Source organism: Catenulispora acidiphila DSM 44928, assembly GCF_000024025.1.
Taxonomy (GTDB): domain Bacteria; phylum Actinomycetota; class Actinomycetes; order Streptomycetales; family Catenulisporaceae; genus Catenulispora; species Catenulispora acidiphila.
This window is the reverse complement of the sequence record NC_013131.1, coordinates 4,332,021-4,347,998: the sequence shown is the minus strand read 5'-3', so window position 1 is coordinate 4,347,998 and position 15,978 is coordinate 4,332,021. Positions and strand designations below refer to the sequence as shown.

The window sequence follows — 15,978 nt, the reverse complement described above, 5'->3', positions numbered from 1 at the left end:
GCATCGGCGTCGGCGCCGCTCAGGCCGACGGCGTCAGGGCTGACCGGCCGTGGACGACGACGTCATGCCTTGACGATGTCGTCCGGCTTCCAGGTCTGGTCGTAGAAGGCCGGCGCCGTGCCGTACAGGCGCAGCGCCACAACGAAGTTCCGGTCGGGCACGGTCTGGATGAAAGCGTGGTCGGCGACGCCGTCGGGCTTCCGCGGACCGAACCAGACGTCCACCGACTCGTCATCGTTCTTGGGGATGTCGTAGTAGCTGTTCGTGGACGGCAGCAGCTGCTCGGTCTCGGGCATGGTGCCGTCAGTGATGTTGTAGGCGGTCACTGCCCAGAACAGGTCGGCCGGCGGGTTCGGCGGCAGGTGCAGCCGGTAGGTCTTCGCGCCCTCCAGGAACGCCCCGTCGGCGTCGCGGGCGGAGTACGGGTATTTCGAGCCGGCGCCGGTGCTATGCACGACCATCGCCGGGGCCGAGGAATAGGCGTACTGGAAGAACCGTGAGCGGGCGTTGATGTCCAGGTAGCTGGCCTGCATCCACTCCGCGGTGCCGCCGCACCAAGCCTGCTCCCACTGCCGGTCGGTGTAGTAGAGATTGCGCTGGTCGTCCCGGCCGAGTTGGGCCAGGGCGAGCGTCATCCGCGGAGCGACCCGGACGGCACGTTCCAACTGCTCGCGCTGCCAGGCGTTCGGGGCGAACGGCTCGCCCTTGACGATGCCGATCGAGGCCAGCACGCCGCGCAGTTCCGGAACGATCGCGCCGACGGGCTCGAAGTCGACGAACTCCTTCAAGATGGTCCAGTAGGAGAAGTCCGTCGGGTACATCATGTTCACCCGGACGCCGCTCGCGTTCGGGAACTGCATCGGCAGGACGTCCTTCTCCTCCTCCCACAGCGGATAGATCCGGGTCCGCTCGGCCGTGGCCGCGCCGACCGACGGATCCGGCCCGCCGTCGCCCTTGCCCATGATCGTGCGGAAGAACAGGAACACGTTGAACGTGGAGGACCGGAACGTGAAGTACCCGTTCGGGACATGGCCGTCGTAGCCGGGCGGCAGCAGCAGGTACAGCCCGCCGCGCGCCCGGTCCGGCCCGATCGCGCCGACGTCGGTGATGGTGCGCTGGAAGAAGTCAGTGAACATCCCGATCACGTTCGCCGGGGCGTTCACCACCAACGGCCCGGTCTCCCCGAGGTCCAGGTAGCCCATCGAGTAGATGACGTCCGCGTTCGGGGTCGGCACCCACGTCCTGCTGTCCATCCGGTCCTTCCACACCGGCAGCACGTGATACCCGGCACCGAACGCACCCTCGGACCCGTCCCGCATCCCGATAACGTTCAGCGCCGGGAGCATCGTCAGATATGCGTGGACCGCCCGGTGGAAGAACAACTCGGAGCGCAGTTCCTCGGCCTCCCGCTGGTCCAGCCACCTGCCGTCGTTGATCTGCCGCACCAGCGGCGGCGCCGCATCAGCGACAGCGTCAGGCCGGGAGGCGTGCATCTCACTGGACGACCTTTCGGAAACGCTCATGCCACCAGCGATACCCGCATCTCGAGCAGAGTCCATGCACCCAGGGCCGTTCGGACGACGGCGAACGCAACCGTTGCCCCGCGACACTCGAGGATGCTTTGTTTCCAATCTTCGTACGCCGCGTACGGAGCGAAAAGATCGCTGTCTTAAACTTTCATTCCGCTTGCGCCGAGACGCGGAAGCGAGACAGTCAAGTGTCCGGAGCGTGGCCGAGCGATTTGAGCAAAGCGGGCCTTCACCAGAGGCTTTACGGTATGGAATATGCCATTTTCAGATCGCCACAGAATACCTTAGGGATTTCGTGGGGTTATGGAGTCGAACGCCCTTCGGACACTGGAATTATGCACATATTCTCCGGACCGGGCTTCCATGCCCGGTCCGTTTAATGTCTCCAACTCTACGTCAACAGCGTTGGCGCCGTGGTTGCACGTCAGCCGGAGTCCGAGCTGTTCGTAGATCCCGATCTTGTCTGCGGGGTCGGCGCCGTTCAGGACTTTGATGAGGTCGCCGAGGGCGTGAACGATGGCCGTGATCTCCTCCGGGCTCATACTTTGTTGCCCTACCATCGAACGCGGCCTGGCTTGGACGCCAATACGCTCGGTTTCGACTTCGCGCATCCATATGGCGACCGTGGCAGCATCGGCGCCCTCATCCAGAAGCGCGCAGTACTGGGTGAGCTTGCGCTCGCAGTCGGCGAGTTGTTTCCGCAGGCCGGCGACCGAGCGGTTCGATCAGCCCGAGCGCGCGGGTGCGTTGCCAGTTGCGGGATGCCTCGGGGTCCTGGTTGTCCTCGGTGGACACCCGGCCGTAGAAAGCGAAATGGAGTCCGTTGCGCGCCAGGCGTGTGGCTCCGACATCGATCAAACTCACAGAAGGGACTTCCTTATCAGAAGGTCAGGAGGACGTCGGCGGCTGCCGCCGGAGGTGGGCAGGCATCAGCGCGGCTGATACGAGAAGGGGAATCGGCGTGCGCGCCGTACTGCGCGCTGCGGAGCCGTCATCCGTCCGGCAATCGCACTGACTGGATCATCGGCGGTGACTGGGTGTAAGCCTGTCGCTTAAGGTCAGAAATCGATCAATGCCCTGAGGGCATGTTCCTGTTCTGCGATGCGGCGACGGCCTGATGCAGCTCAGTGGCGGCGTGTTAGACGAGTCCCCGGACAGGGCGACGGCCTCCGCGTGACTATGGGTTCTGCGAAGAATGCCCAGTGTCACGAAGGGGGCCGCCGTGCCCAGTGTCCTGCAACCTGCGATCGTCTGCGGCCGGTTGGCGGTATCGGCCGGGTTCCGCCGCGGCTTCTACGACGCGCTGACCGCGCGGCGCGATGAGCTATTCGAGCTGGCAGACGCGGTGCTATGCACGGACGGCGCGGTGAAAACGCTGGTAGAACTGGCGTTGGCACCCGAGTACCAGCGAAGGCACGGCGCATGGTGATGGTCGAGGTGGCCACCACGATTCGGCGGGTCTGGCCAAAACGTTCGTGAGAAAGACGACGGCGCTCCAGGCCGACGGGTGGGTCACGACGTGCGTGCTGGCCGCCGCCTTCTTCATCGGGGCAGTGGTCGCCGGTTCCGTGGACAGGGCGCTGGGCCATCTGGTGCGGGCGCTCTGGCTGGCCGACAACTGGATCGGGTCAGCATCGCTCACCGCCTCCAGACGTCGCCGTTGGCAGTCCGCGAGACAAGCGGCCGCAACTGCGGAACGCCGCGGAGATCGGGACCAGTATGAGCGATTCGCCCGGGTCCGTGCATCGATCAGCCCAGCCGAACCACAACGACCGACGTGGATGGGCGATCGCATCGCTGCCGTCGACGCCAGGGTCCGGGCCCAGTACGGCTTGGACCTCGCCAGCACGTGGCCGCGTCTGTGGCTCCTCCTCTCGCCTGCGATCCGCGAGGAGGTGACACGAGCGACAGAGGCGTGGTCGCGATCCGGCGCGCTTGCCGGCTGGGGGCTGCTCTACGCAGCGATCGGTCCATGGTGGTGGCCATGCGTGCTGGTCGGCATCGCGGTGTTCCTCATCGGATGGCACGCAGGACGCCAGGCGATTTCCGAGCTCTCCGTCCTGGTCGAGGCCGCAGTTGATGTGTTCGGCACGGAGCTGGCGTCCGCACTGGGAGTCGAGACGCCCTCGGGACGTCTTGATGCCGGCTCTGGCCGAAAGATCACAGCTTTGCTTCGCAAAGGCAGTTGAACCGGCGGGTCAGCTGACGCGCACCGCCATCGACGCCACGCCACGCTGGAACGAAACCGCGGAAGCAGTATGAATTCGACGCTTGCGGTCGCAACCGACAGAACTCTGTAAAAACCGATATCAGCGAGAAGAATCGGGTGGCACGCGCCGGCCGATTGGTGATGGTCCGCACGCAGGACCGAGCTTGCCTGCGGCCTTGCATTCAAAAGACGCGGGTATGGCAAGTATCGCATGTAACCCCCCGATGATTAGGCGCAGTCCTACCCGCAATCCGACAGAACGCGGAAGGCAGGGTAAGCCCGCAACTCCGCCGCACCTTTTCGAGATGTGCGAGCCGGGCCGGACATGCGACAATCTTTATCAGAGCCCATATTCGTGGGGATCTTCTCGGCATCCGGATCGAAACGCGCAGGGTATGGCACCGGCCACGTCGGGCCGGGTGGGGCGACCGCCTGAGGCGGCGATCAAGGGATGGGGCAGTGGAGAAATCCTTCAAAATTGACTTCGATCGGCTCGAAGCGAGAATCCGCGCCGCCATCCGCGGCAACGACAAGAATGTACGGTTCGCCCTGATCTGTTTCTTCGCGGAGGGGCACCTGCTCATCGAAGGTGTTCCGGGGGTGGCCAAGACGTCGCTCGCGAAGGCGATCGCGCAGTCGATCAAGGATATCCGGCCGGCGCGGATCCAATTCACCCCGGATCTGCTGCCCTCCGACGTGACCGGGTCGCGCGTCTACCGGCAGGGCGGCGTGCTCGAATTCGAACACGGGCCGGTGTTCAACCACATCGTCATCGGGGACGAGATCAACCGGGCCTCGCCGAAGACGCAGTCGGCGCTGCTCGAGGCGATGGCCGAGCGCCAGGTGACCACGGACGGGGAGACGCGCCCGCTGGAGCGCCCGTTCATGTGCGTGGCGACGCAGAACCCGGTCGAGCACCAGGGCACCTACGTGCTGCCGGAGGCGCAGATCGACCGGTTCATGATGATGCTGTCGATGGAGTACCCGACCGTCGACGACGAGGTCCAGGTGGTCACCGACGAGTTGGTGGACGCCGAGCCCTCCGCCACCGAGTCGTCCGCGGAGCCCGAGCCCGTGGTGGATCTGGCCAGGGCGCTTCGGATGATCGGTCAGGCCCGCAAGGTCTACGTGGCGCCGCTGCTCAAGAAATACGCTGTCGAGGTCGTTCACGCCACCCGCAATCCCCGAGCGGGAGTCTGGCTCGGCGCCAGTCCGCGCGGAAGCATCGCGCTCGTCGCGGCCGCGAGGACCCATGCCGCGGCGATGGGGCGGGACTACACCGTCACTCAGGATGTGAAACAGGTGGCGCCCGCCGTCTTGGCGCACCGGGTATTGATGGACCCCGATCTGACCGACAAGACATCCGATGCGTTGGTCCGGGACATCCTCGCCAGTACCAACCTGCCGGGGCCGTCCGATGTGGACTGCAAGAAGCCTGAGGGACCGCAGTGACCCGATCGGGTGTGGCCGTCGCCTTCGCCGCCGCACTGCTCGGAGTGCTCGGGGCGGTGAGCCGGTACCGGGAACTGCTGCTCCTGGCCATCGGCTGCGCGACAACACTGGCGATCGCGATCGCTTGGGCTGCCTCGAAGAGAACCAACCTGGTCGCGACCAGTGAGTACGCACCCGCACGGCCCGAGGACGGGCAGCTGGTCGAGGCAACCGTGCACGTACGGAACCACGGGCGGCGTACCAGCCGGCCGATGGTCGCCGTGGAGCAGGTGGGCGCCGACGCCTACGGACTGGAAATCCCGGAACTGGCTGCCGCACAGAAACACGACGGGACCTACACGTTCGTCGCACCGCGACGCGGACAGCTGACGGTCAGCCGCGCGCCGGCAGCGAACACCGATCCGATCGGCTTGGTCCGCAGAACCGAACTGGACGGTCAGGACACGCAGATCCGTGTGTATCCGCGCTGGCACAGCGGAATCGCGCCGATCCTGGGCCCGGACGCGCGCGTCGGCCGCGGCACGGTCGGGGTACCCCGCGGCGAGTACGACTTCCACTCGCTGCGCGACTACGAGCCCGGTGATCCGCTACGGCTCATCCACTGGCGCGCCACGGCGAAGCGCGGGGAGCCGCTGGTGCGGCGCCTGGAGGTGCCGGACGAGGCCGAACAGCTGATCGTGCTGGACAACAGCGCACTCTCGTTGAACGCAGAGGATTTCGAGCACGCGGTGCGGGTCGCCGCCTCGCTGGCGGTCGCCGCGCGGCGAGCGGGCCTGGCCTTGGAACTGCGCACCGTGTGCGGGCCCGCGGTCGCGCGGCTGCGGCGCACGGGCCGGTCCGCCAGCGCCACCGCCGCGATGGAGCTCCTGTGCGACGTCGAGCAGATGCCGTTGAAACAGGGCCCTGATCTGGCTGCCGTGCTGGCCGGCTTGGGACGCGGCCGGGCAGACGTCGCGCGACGCGGCGCGGCGTTCCGATCGGAGAACGCCGGCCCGGTCGTACTCGGCGTGGTGACCGGCTTTCTCAGTACCCGTACAGCGACGGCACTGAGCCGGGCCCGGCAGAGGTTTGAGGCCGCCTATGTCGTCCAGGTCGGCGAAAAGGTACCTGTGACCCGTGTCAAGGATGTCGAATGCGTTCGCATCAAGACCAGTGAGGACCTTGTGGGGCAATGGAAGCGCCTGGTACGCGGCTGAGCCGCGCGACGCCGCCCCTGGCCGCCGATCCCCGAGGCGCGCCGGCGCCGTCGCCATCGAACCGGGGCCCGCTGGCGGCGTTGCTGTGTATCGCAGGCGCAGCGCTCACGGCAGTACCGTACGGGTCGTTTTTCGCTTCCGGCAACGCCGTCATACGGCTGGCGGAGGGCGCGATCGCCGGCGGTGTCATCGCCTGGCTGTGTGCGGTGTTTCTTCGACGGCCTCTGGCTATCGCCGCCGTGGGCGCCGCGGGACTCGCGGTCAGCGCCGTGTATATCGTGCTCGGCAACACCCTGACACACGGCCTGCCACAGACGTCCACGCTGCGCGTCGGCAGGCAGGCGCTGGTCGGCGGCTGGGCGGCGATGCTCTCGGTGGGCGCCCCCGCCGGGACGACAGCTCGATTGGTCATGGATCCGTATGCCGTCACCTACACCGCAGCTTTCACAGCACTGATACTCGCCAGGCGTACCCGGGTGGCCCTGGCGCCTGCCGCGGCGCTGATGGTGGCCGAGCTGGTCGCCCTGTTCTTCGCCGGGGTCCAGCCCACGACACACCTCGCACAGTGCGCAGGGCTATTCGTGCTCGTACTCGTCTTGAGCGCACTGCGCACGCATGCTTTGCGAACCGGGCCGATGCGCATCCGCGCAGGAAATCCGGCTCCCATCCAGGCCGTCGCCGTCCTCGTCGTGATGGTGATCGCCACCCTCGGCGCTCGCGCGCTGCCAATGGACGGCAAGCGTTTCGATCCATCCACGCTGGTGCGGTCGGCGCTGTCCTTGCATCCGACGGTCAACCCGCTCGCCGAGGTGCGTGCGCAACTCCAGCGCCCGCAGGCGGAGGACCTGTTCAGTGTGAGGATATCCGGCGCGAACGGCGGCGAACGGCTCTCCTCACGCGCCACGAACACCGGCGCCGCCGGCGATGACGGGCTCGGCGGCGGAATCGACCTGATCCAGTGCGCCGCACTCGACAGCTTCAGCGGATCGCAGTGGAGCAGCTCCGCCGCTTACCTGGTCTCCGGTCCCGACCTGGCGCCCGGCCCCGTCCAGCCCGATGCGACACGTCTGACGGAGCAGATCTCGCTCACCGGTCTCAGCGGCCCGTTCCTGCCGACGATCGGCCGTCCGTCCACCATCACCGGGAGCTTCGGCACCGACGCCGTGGTCGGCTTCGACACCGTCTCGGGAACGCTGGTCACCGACGCCGCAAAGCTCTCCGGTGTGTCCTACAAGGTCACCTCCGCAGTAAGTCCATCCAGTTCCGCGCTGGAGAACGCCCCGGTCGGCACAGGCTCCGCGTACGCGCCGTATCTGGCTCTGCCTTCCGTACCACCGGACTTGTCGGCGCTGGCGGCGACGATCACGTCTAATTATCAGGGCCCTTATGCAAAGGCCGTGGCGATCGAACGGTACTTGCGCCAGCTGCCGTACAACGTGAACGCGCAGCCAGGTGAGTCCTACGCCGCTCTGGAACGCATGCTCGACGCCGAGGATCCGCAATCCGCCGCAGCATACGGCGAGCAGCATGTCTCGGCGTTCGCCGTCCTGGCCAGATCCGCGGGGCTACCGACACGCATCGCCGTGGGCTACGCCCTCACCGGCGTGAACGCGTCACAGTACACGGTGACGACGGCTGATGCCTACGCATGGGACCAGGTCTACTTCCAAGGCCACGGCTGGGTCGATTTCGACCCGACCGATCCGAACCGCGGATTCAGGCTGCCTGATCAGCAACCCCTGGAGGTGGCCGTGACAGTGCCGACGCCTTCGATACCGCCTCCACCGACACCGATCACGAGCGTCCCGTCGGCGACACCCACCCCCATCGTGCCCCCGGTGGCTCCGCGACAGCACTCAGCCTTTCCGTGGCGGGCGGTCGCCGGAACCGGGGTCGGCCTCCTGGTCTGCGCGGCAGCAGCCGTCCCGCTCATCCGCGCGTCCACGCGACGCCGGCGGCGCCGGGCCCGGTTGAGCGGCGGACCCTCGCACCGCGTGGCCGGCGCGTGGCTGGAGATCTGCGACCGGCTCGGGCGGGCCGGGGTGCCGATCCCGCCCACGCAGACCGTCGTCGAAGCGGCACGCACCGCCGAGGCGGCGGCCGCCCGCGAGCCGCTCGGTCGTGGACGAACGGCTCGGATACGGCGCCGGGCCGCCGAGTCGCTGGCCACCCTCGCGCCGCTGACCGATCGCGCGGTGTTCGCACCGCACCCTGTGTCGGAGTCCGACGCACAAGACGCGCTGACCGTGGAGCGGGAGTTCCGCAGCGAGTTCAGCCGGATATCCGGCGCTGCCCGGATGATCCGCCGACGTGACCGGGCTGCGCGGGGCAAGAAGGGACAACGATGAAAGGCGTGACACGCCGTGGCGGTCCGGCGGCGACAAGCACTTCGCGGCTGATCGCCGGAACGCGCCGGGTTTATCGCGCGAGCATCAAGCCTTTGACACTAAGGCGAAGGGCGCGCACCACGACGGCCTGGTTCGCGGTCGCGGCCGCGATCGCGGGCCTGGTGGTGTTCGTCGGCCGCCACGACGCCTACCCCAAGACGCAGGTACCTCTGGAGTCGGGGCAGGCGTGGGTCGACTCGCAACAGATCGGCAAGCTGACGCTGCTGGACGGGATAGCGGCCCAGCCCGTGACCAACGTGCCGGTGGCCCGCCACCTGGGCGATCCGTTCGCAGCCGGACAGGTCGGCGGCACCGGCTACGCCGTCGACCAGTTGACCGGACAAGTCACCCGGATCGACGGAAGCAGCCTGAAGGGGAAGTCCGTCGTCCAATCCCTCGGCGGCGGCGACAATCCTTCGCTCGTCCGGCTCTACACCGCCCTCGACACCCTGTATGTCGTGGACGGCACCGACGGGATGGTCAGTACCTACGATGCTTCCTCGCTGCGGCAACTCGGTTCGCCGGAACGGTTCGCAGCCGCGGGTGCCGAATACACCGCGCTCGTCGACGGACAGGGGAAGCTCTGGGTTCTGGACGGCGTGAGCGGCACGCTGACGTGGTTCACCGCGACGGAGCACGGAACCCGCACTCCGGGCTTCACAGCGGGCGCCGCAGTCCTCACCCTCGCCGACGAACGACCGGTCGTGGTCGACAGCTCGACCCACGAGGCGTACCTGTTGAGTTCGAGCGGCGCCACCAAAGCGACACTGTCCCTCGGCACGGCGGACAGCACGGGCCTGCAGGCAACCGGAGCAGCCGGCGAAACTGCCTTGCTCGTCACCGCCTCTTCGCAAGGGACATACCAGACCTGCACGTTCACTAAGGGCTGCGGTCCGGGCCAGTGCATCACTTCCGGGGGTGGTACGCCCGGCCGGTGCGTCGGGGCCGGCCTCGACACGCTCGGTACCGCGGTCGCCGCCGACGGACGCGTCTTCGTCCCGGACTATTCGACCGGCGGCGTGTGGATCGTGGATCCCAGCGCGGCGGCCAAACCCTTCGAGGTCCCGCTCCTGGCGCTGCGGGGTCCCTTCGAGCTCTTCGACACCGAAGGAGTGCTCTTCTTCAACGACCCGAACTCCAGCCGCGCCGGTACTCTGGCGCCGGACGGGACCGTCCAGGACATCGTGAAATACACGCAGGCTCCGCCGCCCTCCAGCGCGCCGCCGCCGACCGACGACATCCGGCCGAGTACGAGCCCGCCGACGACGAGCGCGAGTACGGCCACCCCCGCCCGCAGCGCGTCACACAGCGTCAGTGCGAGCAGGACACAGCCGAGTACAGCCAGCGCCACCTCCACCACCCCGCCCAAGAGGATTCCCACCACGCACGCGTCCAGCCGATCTCCCGGTCCGGGCCCGAGTCCGAGCACGGTTCCCAGCCCCAGCCCGAGCCCCACCCGCAGCACCGGCACACCGGCGAACATCTCCTGCGGCGAGACCGTGACCAAGAGCGTCGTCGTGGAGGCCGACCTGCGTTGTGCCGGCGACGCCCTGACCATCAGCGCGAAAGGCGTCACGATCGACCTGGCCGGGCACACGCTGTCCGGCTCCGGGAAAGGCGCCGGGATCACCCTGGCGGGCAGCGGATCCGTGGCTGGGGCGCTGATCGAGAACGGGACGATCACCGGCTTCGGCAGCGGGGTGAAGGTCGGTCCGAACGGAGCGACCTCGCCCACGCTGTACCGCGTCGTTTTCACCCATGACGGCGCCGGCGGCGGAGCGGCAGTTTCCCTGGGCGTCACGACGGTCCAGGGCCTCACCCTCAGCGACGTGAAGGTGGAACAGTCCGACGGCGCCGGGCTCGACACGCACGGCGCGTTGGCCGGCTCACTTCAGATCACCGGATCAGCCTTCGACGGAGCAGCGGTGAACATCGACGAGGCCTCGGACGGCATCCAGGTCCAGGCCACGATCACCGACGACCGGTTCGACGACTCCGCGCTGAGTCTGGAATTCGTCGGCAGCACCACGGTCAGCACGAGCGTCTTCACCGACAGCCCGGTGGTGGACATGTGCAACGCGGCGGGAGGCGACCTGTTCAGCGCGGACACGTTCACCGGTTCCGACACCGGGCTGAAGATCCAGGGGATGGCCTACGAGAGCGTCACCGGCAGCCACTTCACCGGGAACAACATCGGCATGTTCTACGACCTCCAGCAGGGCGACGTCGGCAACTCGGTGTCGGGCAACACGTTCGCCGACGAGGGTTCGGCGGCGATCTTGGTCCAGGACTCCAGCCCGGTGGCGCAGGAGGTGGATGTCAAGGACAACATCGTCACCGACAGCGGACACCGGCCCGGGCCGAAGGTCGCCGATCCGGGCGGCAATCAGGTCCTCGGCGGCATCCACATCTACACCGCGGCCGACACCGTGACCGTCTCCGGCAACAAGACCAGCCACGATGCCGGCTCCGGCATCTGGGCCCGGCCGGGCTCGGCCGCCGGCGAGGGCAATGTCTCGACCGGCGACGCGGACAAATGCAGTCCGGTCGACCTGTGCGCCTATGGCTGAACACCGCAGCGTGCTCGACAGGTCGACGGCATTTTCTGTCTTCTTTTTCCCAGTTCACCGCAATGCGCGAACACGATACGGAGGTCGCCGTGAAGGGCGATGTGGAGATCTACTTCGACAACCCGGCGGACCTCGGTTCGCTGCGCAGACTGCTATCGGACCATGCGAGTTTCACTGTGTCCTCGCGCACGCTCCCGACGCGGCCCGGAGAGCTGAGCGCCGGCCGCGAAATCCTGGAGCTCGTCTTCGGAACCGGCGGGGGTGGAGCGGCGTTCGGGCTGGTCAAGGCCTGGATCGAGTCGAAGGTCGCCACCATCAAGATCAAGGTGGACGAGCACGAGGAAGCGATCGAGGTACGCAGTCGGCACGCAGCCGCGGATGTGGAAAGGGTCAAGGCCGCCCTGCGCGCGAAGAGGGGCGATGACACCGAACTCTGAGGCCGGCGCCCCGGACCGTTCGCGTTCGGTGGCCCTCCTGGTCGGCGCGTCCATCTTCCGGGACGCCGCGAGCGGGGTCGAGAACCCGAATCTGAAACCGCTTCCCACTGCGGCCAACAGCCTCGACGTGATGGAGAAGCTGCTCAAGAGCGACCAGTACGGCGGCTGGCCGACGGACCGTGTTCACGTGTTTCACAACCCGACCAGCAGTCGGGATCTGCTCATCGAGATCGACTCGGTCCTCACCCGGCACGACGGGGAGGTCAATGACACCGTGCTGTTCTATTACGTCGGCCACGGGTTGCTCATCGACGGCGGCAGCCAGTTGGGGATGGCCCTGAGCGGGACGACGGCGTCCAGCGCGACGCACAAGATCTCCTCGCTGCTGCCCGCCAGTGTGCGCGAGGTGCTGGCCAGATTCCAGTACAGGACAACAATCGAGATCCTGGACTGTTGCTATGCCGGCACCGCGACGAACATCCTCAGTAGTACCGGAGACCTCGCCAAACAAGTCGACCGTGCGGCGGCAGCGGACGCGAAGGGCCACTACATCCTGACCGCGTCACGCCACAACGAGACGGCGCTCTATACCCTCGGCGACAACGGACTCACCTATTTCACCGGTTTCCTCAAGGAGGTCCTCAGTGAGGGGAACCGGGAAGCAGGGCGCTGGCTCACCATGGACGATGTCCACGATGGTCTGGTCAAGCGCTTCAAACGAATCAGCGACGGACACCTCGGCCGTCCCGAGCCGACCAAAGCCAGCTTCGACCTGGCTGACCGTTTCAAGTTCGCGCGCAACACGGCCTTCCGGGGCGACGGCACCGGCCCGGACGAAGACGAAACGGATCCAGGCCGGACCAGCCCCAGCCCGGAGGCGAATCCGCAATGGTCCCGCCGCGCGGTGCTCACCGCCGCGGCGAGCACGACGTTGGCCGGCGTCGCCGCGTTCGCCACATGGACGTATGAAGAACGGCGTCCTCCCGTCCCGGGCACCGTGCAAGACGCAGGGAGATCGAGCACGCCGTCGACGACTCCACACCCCAGTACGGCGGGCACAGGCGGACCGGGCACCACGGGCAGCACAGGTGGCACACCTTCGGGCACGCCTACGACCACGACCGCCGCCCCGCACCACTTCACCCAGGCCGTCCCGGTCGCCGGATCACCCCTCACCCTCGGGGGTCCCCAAGCGCTGGCCGCCACGTTCAGCCGAACCGGCCGGAACCTTCTGGCCGTCTCGGACCAGAACGGCGCCGTCGTGGTGTGGGACGCCGACGACTTCACCCAGCTCAAGCAGATCGGCAGTCGCTTCAGCGCGAAAGGGCCCGCATACGGCGTCTACTCGCTGGCCTTCAGTCCGCTGCCCGGTCGGCAGATCCTGGCCGCCGGGACCAGCGGTGGCCAGATCCTGCTGTGGGACCTGGCCGGACCGACGACGCCGCGCCTCCTCAAAGAGGTGAGCAGCGGTTCAGGCGACGGCTGTTCGGTCGCCTTCAGCACCGACGGGAGCATGCTCGCCTCGGCTTCGCAACAGGGCTTCGTCTCGCTCTGGGTCACCGGCGACCCGGACAACGTCTACAGCGCGGGATCGGACATCACCGGCCATGACGGAGCGGTCAACACAGCCGTGTTCAGCCCGCACCCATACCTCGTAGCCAGCGGCGGCTACGACGACACCGTCCGCTTGTGGGACATCAGCGACCCCTCGCTTCCGCGCCAGCTGAGCTTGATCAAGGGCGCGGACGGCCCGGTACGGTCACTCGCCTTCAGCCCGGACGGCAGAACTCTGGCCGCCGGCAAGCAAAGCGGGATCGTCCGACTCTACGGCGTGACGACACCGAGCGCGCCGAAGATGCTCGACCCGCTGCCACAGTCTCAGAAGAACTGGGTCAACGCGCTCGCTTTCAACCAGGATTCGTTGCTCGCGTGTGCCAGTGCGGACGGGTCTGTCCAGCTTTACGACCTGACAGATCCGGTCCACCCCCGCGAGATCCAGCGGGACCTGGCCGCGTTCCAGGACCAGGCTTCGAGTGTGGCCTTCACCGCGGACGGCCGGGGCTTGGCGGCCGGCTGTGTCAATTCCACCATCGACCTGTGGCGGTTGTCGTGAAGAAGGAACCACTCGACCGGTCGCGCTCCTTCGCCATCCTGGTCGGGACCTCCACCTATGCCTCGGACTCGGGTCTCAGGCCGCTTCCGGCCGCACGCAGGAGCCTGGATGCGATGGAACAGCTGCTCAAGAGCGATCTGTGCGGCTGGACCGACGACCGGATGCTCATCCTGCACGACGAGAAGAACAAACATGATCTGCTCGCCCGTATCACCGACGTCCTGCAAGCCAGAATGGAGCAGATCACCGATACTGTGCTGTTCTACTACGTCGGCCACGGCCTGCTGATCGACGGAGGCGAAAAGCTCGGGCTGGCCATGAGCGACACGAAAGACGATCCCCTGCGCAAAAAGCAGAGCTCTTTACTCCTCAACGAAGTGCGTGAGCAGCTGAGACATCTGACGAACGCGACGCAGGTGGAGATACTGGACTGCTGCTACGCCGGAACCGCCTCGAACACGCAGGGCGCCGCCAACGCATTGCAGGACAAGGTATCGCGCGCGGTGCAAGACAAAGTATCGCGCGCAACGCAGGAATATCGTGGCAGCCGCTACACGGTGACCGCCTCACGGCGCAACGAGGAAGCCCTCTACCAGCTCGAAGATGGCGGGCTGACCTACTTCACCGGCTACCTCGCCGAGATCGTCACCCACGGCATCGAAGGCGCGCCGGCCCACCTCGCAGCGATGCGCATCTTCCCCGAGCTGCAGAAACGCTTCCGAAGGCTCGCGCTCGCCCCGATCGGCCAGCCGGTTCCGATGCCGACCCAGTTGGTCGTCAACGAGGGCGGAGAGTTCCCGTTCGCCCGCAACGCCGCCTATCAGGAGCACTCTCAGGAGTCGCACCCGCCTGTCGTCGCCGACCTCGACCCGGAGCATCGCCGCCTGCCCAGCCGTCGCGCCATGCTGGCTGCGGGGGTGGCGGCAGCGACCGGCTTGGGAATCGTCGCGGCGCTGTGGCCGGACTCGGGTCCGGGAGGGAGTCAGGAGAAGATCGGTAGCCCGGTGTCACCCGGCGCAGATAGATCTTCGCTCCCCCCGACCCCAACGATTCCGACGACACCGACACCGACACCAACCCCGACGATCCCCACGACCACGCCAACACAGGTCACCGACGCCACCGCACTGGGCGCACCCCTCAAGGGCTTCGAAGCCACTGTCGAGGCGGTGGCGTTCGCCTCGAGCGGAACGCTTCTGGCGGGCGGCAGCTACGACCACACGATCCACCTGTGGGACGTCGCCAACCCCGCCACGCCCCTTCAAGTCGGCCCGTATCTGACCGGCGACACGGACAGCGTCAACGCCGTGGCGTTCAGCCCGGACGGCCGGACCCTCGTCGGCGCGAGCTGGGACAAGACGATCCGGCTGTGGAACGTGGCAAGCCCGCTCCACGCCGTGGCGATCGGCCGGCCGGTCATCGGCACCGACAAGGTCAACACCGTCGCGTTCAGTCCGAACGGAAAGACATTGGCCAGCGGCGGCGATGACAGGACAGTGCGGATGTGGAACATTGCGGACCCGCCCGCCCTCGCACCCGCGTGCCCACCTCTGACCGACCACACGAACGCCGTCAACGCCGTGGCGTTCAGCCCGGACGGAACCATCCTGGCCAGCGCCGGCTGGGACTTCACGATCCGGCTGTGGGAGGTCAGCGACCCGGCCCGGACTCGCGCCGCCGGCCGACCCCTCAGCGGCCACACCTACTCGGTCGCCGCAGTGGCGTTCAGCCCGGACGGAAAGACCCTGGCCAGCGCCGGCTGGGACAACACCGTCCGGCTCTGGGACGTGAGCAACCCGGCCCAGGCCACTGAGATCGGCCTTCCGCTGACCGGCCATACCGACCACGTGCAGGGGATCGCCTACAGCCCCGACGGCCGGACGGTGGCCAGCGGCAGCTGGGACAAGACGATCCGCCTGTGGGACGTCAGCGACCCGACCCGGGCCAAGCCCATCGGCTCACCGCTCATCGGCCACACCGGCCAAGTCGCCTCGGTGGCGTTCCACCCGATGGGGAAGATCCTGGCCAGCGGCAGCACCGACTCGACCATCCGGCTGTGGCAGATCGAGTGATCCTGATGAACGG

10 protein-coding genes and 1 pseudogene are annotated in these 15,978 nt (G+C 67.3%); 9 read left to right on the top strand and 2 right to left on the bottom strand.

What is annotated here, in order from left to right; genetic code table 11:
• Positions 1–62 precede the first annotated feature (62 nt).
• Entirely contained in the window at positions 63–1,493 is a 1,431-nt protein-coding gene (locus CACI_RS19050) for a DUF1254 domain-containing protein (protein ID WP_015792466.1), read from the bottom strand.
• Between the two features lie 320 nt (positions 1,494–1,813).
• The gene (locus tag CACI_RS49925; RefSeq protein ID WP_143765298.1) at positions 1,814–2,071 is read right to left on the bottom strand and encodes a hypothetical protein; all 258 of its coding nucleotides are present in this window, start codon (positions 2,069–2,071) and stop codon (positions 1,814–1,816) included.
• Positions 2,072–2,763: 692 nt separating this feature from the next.
• On the opposite strand from CACI_RS49925, the pseudogene CACI_RS19045 reads away from it, so the two are divergent.
• From CACI_RS19045 to CACI_RS45750, 9 genes and pseudogenes are all read left to right on the top strand, one after another.
• A pseudogene (locus tag CACI_RS19045) lies at positions 2,764–2,952 on the top strand (hypothetical protein); the annotation flags it as partial.
• Between the two features lie 52 nt (positions 2,953–3,004).
• Positions 3,005–3,718 carry a hypothetical protein gene (locus CACI_RS49915; RefSeq protein ID WP_143765296.1) on the top strand — a complete coding sequence of 238 codons (714 nt, stop codon included), beginning with the start codon at positions 3,005–3,007 and terminating at the stop codon, positions 3,716–3,718.
• A 479-nt stretch (positions 3,719–4,197) separates the two neighbouring features.
• Positions 4,198–5,190, top strand: coding sequence for an AAA family ATPase (locus CACI_RS19035; RefSeq protein ID WP_015792463.1), 993 nt, complete (start codon positions 4,198–4,200; stop codon positions 5,188–5,190).
• Positions 5,187–6,386: a DUF58 domain-containing protein gene (locus CACI_RS19030; RefSeq protein ID WP_015792462.1), complete on the top strand. Its 1,200-nt coding sequence runs from the start codon at positions 5,187–5,189 to the stop codon at positions 6,384–6,386. Before CACI_RS19035 ends, CACI_RS19030 begins: the two co-directional genes overlap by 4 nt.
• A complete protein-coding gene (locus CACI_RS19025; protein ID WP_015792461.1) occupies positions 6,362–8,734 on the top strand; it encodes a transglutaminase-like domain-containing protein in 2,373 nt (790 codons plus the stop codon). The genes CACI_RS19030 and CACI_RS19025 overlap by 25 nt, the downstream gene beginning before the upstream one ends.
• A gap of 92 nt (positions 8,735–8,826) precedes the next feature.
• The gene (locus tag CACI_RS19020; protein WP_143765295.1) at positions 8,827–11,343 is read left to right on the top strand and encodes a right-handed parallel beta-helix repeat-containing protein; all 2,517 of its coding nucleotides are present in this window, start codon (positions 8,827–8,829) and stop codon (positions 11,341–11,343) included.
• Entirely contained in the window at positions 11,328–11,780 is a 453-nt protein-coding gene (locus tag CACI_RS19015; RefSeq protein ID WP_143765294.1) for an effector-associated constant component EACC1, read from the top strand. Before CACI_RS19020 ends, CACI_RS19015 begins: the two co-directional genes overlap by 16 nt.
• Positions 11,764–13,893, top strand: coding sequence for a caspase, EACC1-associated type (locus CACI_RS19010; RefSeq protein WP_015792458.1), 2,130 nt, complete (start codon positions 11,764–11,766; stop codon positions 13,891–13,893). The genes CACI_RS19015 and CACI_RS19010 overlap by 17 nt, the downstream gene beginning before the upstream one ends.
• Positions 13,878–15,965, top strand: a complete 2,088-nt coding sequence (locus CACI_RS45750) for a caspase, EACC1-associated type (RefSeq protein ID WP_049871623.1) — start codon at positions 13,878–13,880, stop codon at positions 15,963–15,965. Before CACI_RS19010 ends, CACI_RS45750 begins: the two co-directional genes overlap by 16 nt.
• Positions 15,966–15,978 lie beyond the last annotated feature (13 nt).

What these genes read in the sequence shown, in the direction of transcription:
- CACI_RS19050 (WP_015792466.1), bottom strand. Translation starts at nt 1,493, where the DNA reads ATGCACGCCTCCCGGCCTGACGCTGTCGCTGATGCGGCGCCGCCGCTG.
- CACI_RS49925 (WP_143765298.1), bottom strand. Translation starts at nt 2,071, where the DNA reads ATGAGCCCGGAGGAGATCACGGCCATCGTTCACGCCCTCGGCGACCTC.
- CACI_RS19025 (WP_015792461.1), top strand. Translation starts at nt 6,362, where the DNA reads ATGGAAGCGCCTGGTACGCGGCTGAGCCGCGCGACGCCGCCCCTGGCC.
- CACI_RS19010 (WP_015792458.1), top strand. Translation starts at nt 11,764, where the DNA reads ATGACACCGAACTCTGAGGCCGGCGCCCCGGACCGTTCGCGTTCGGTG.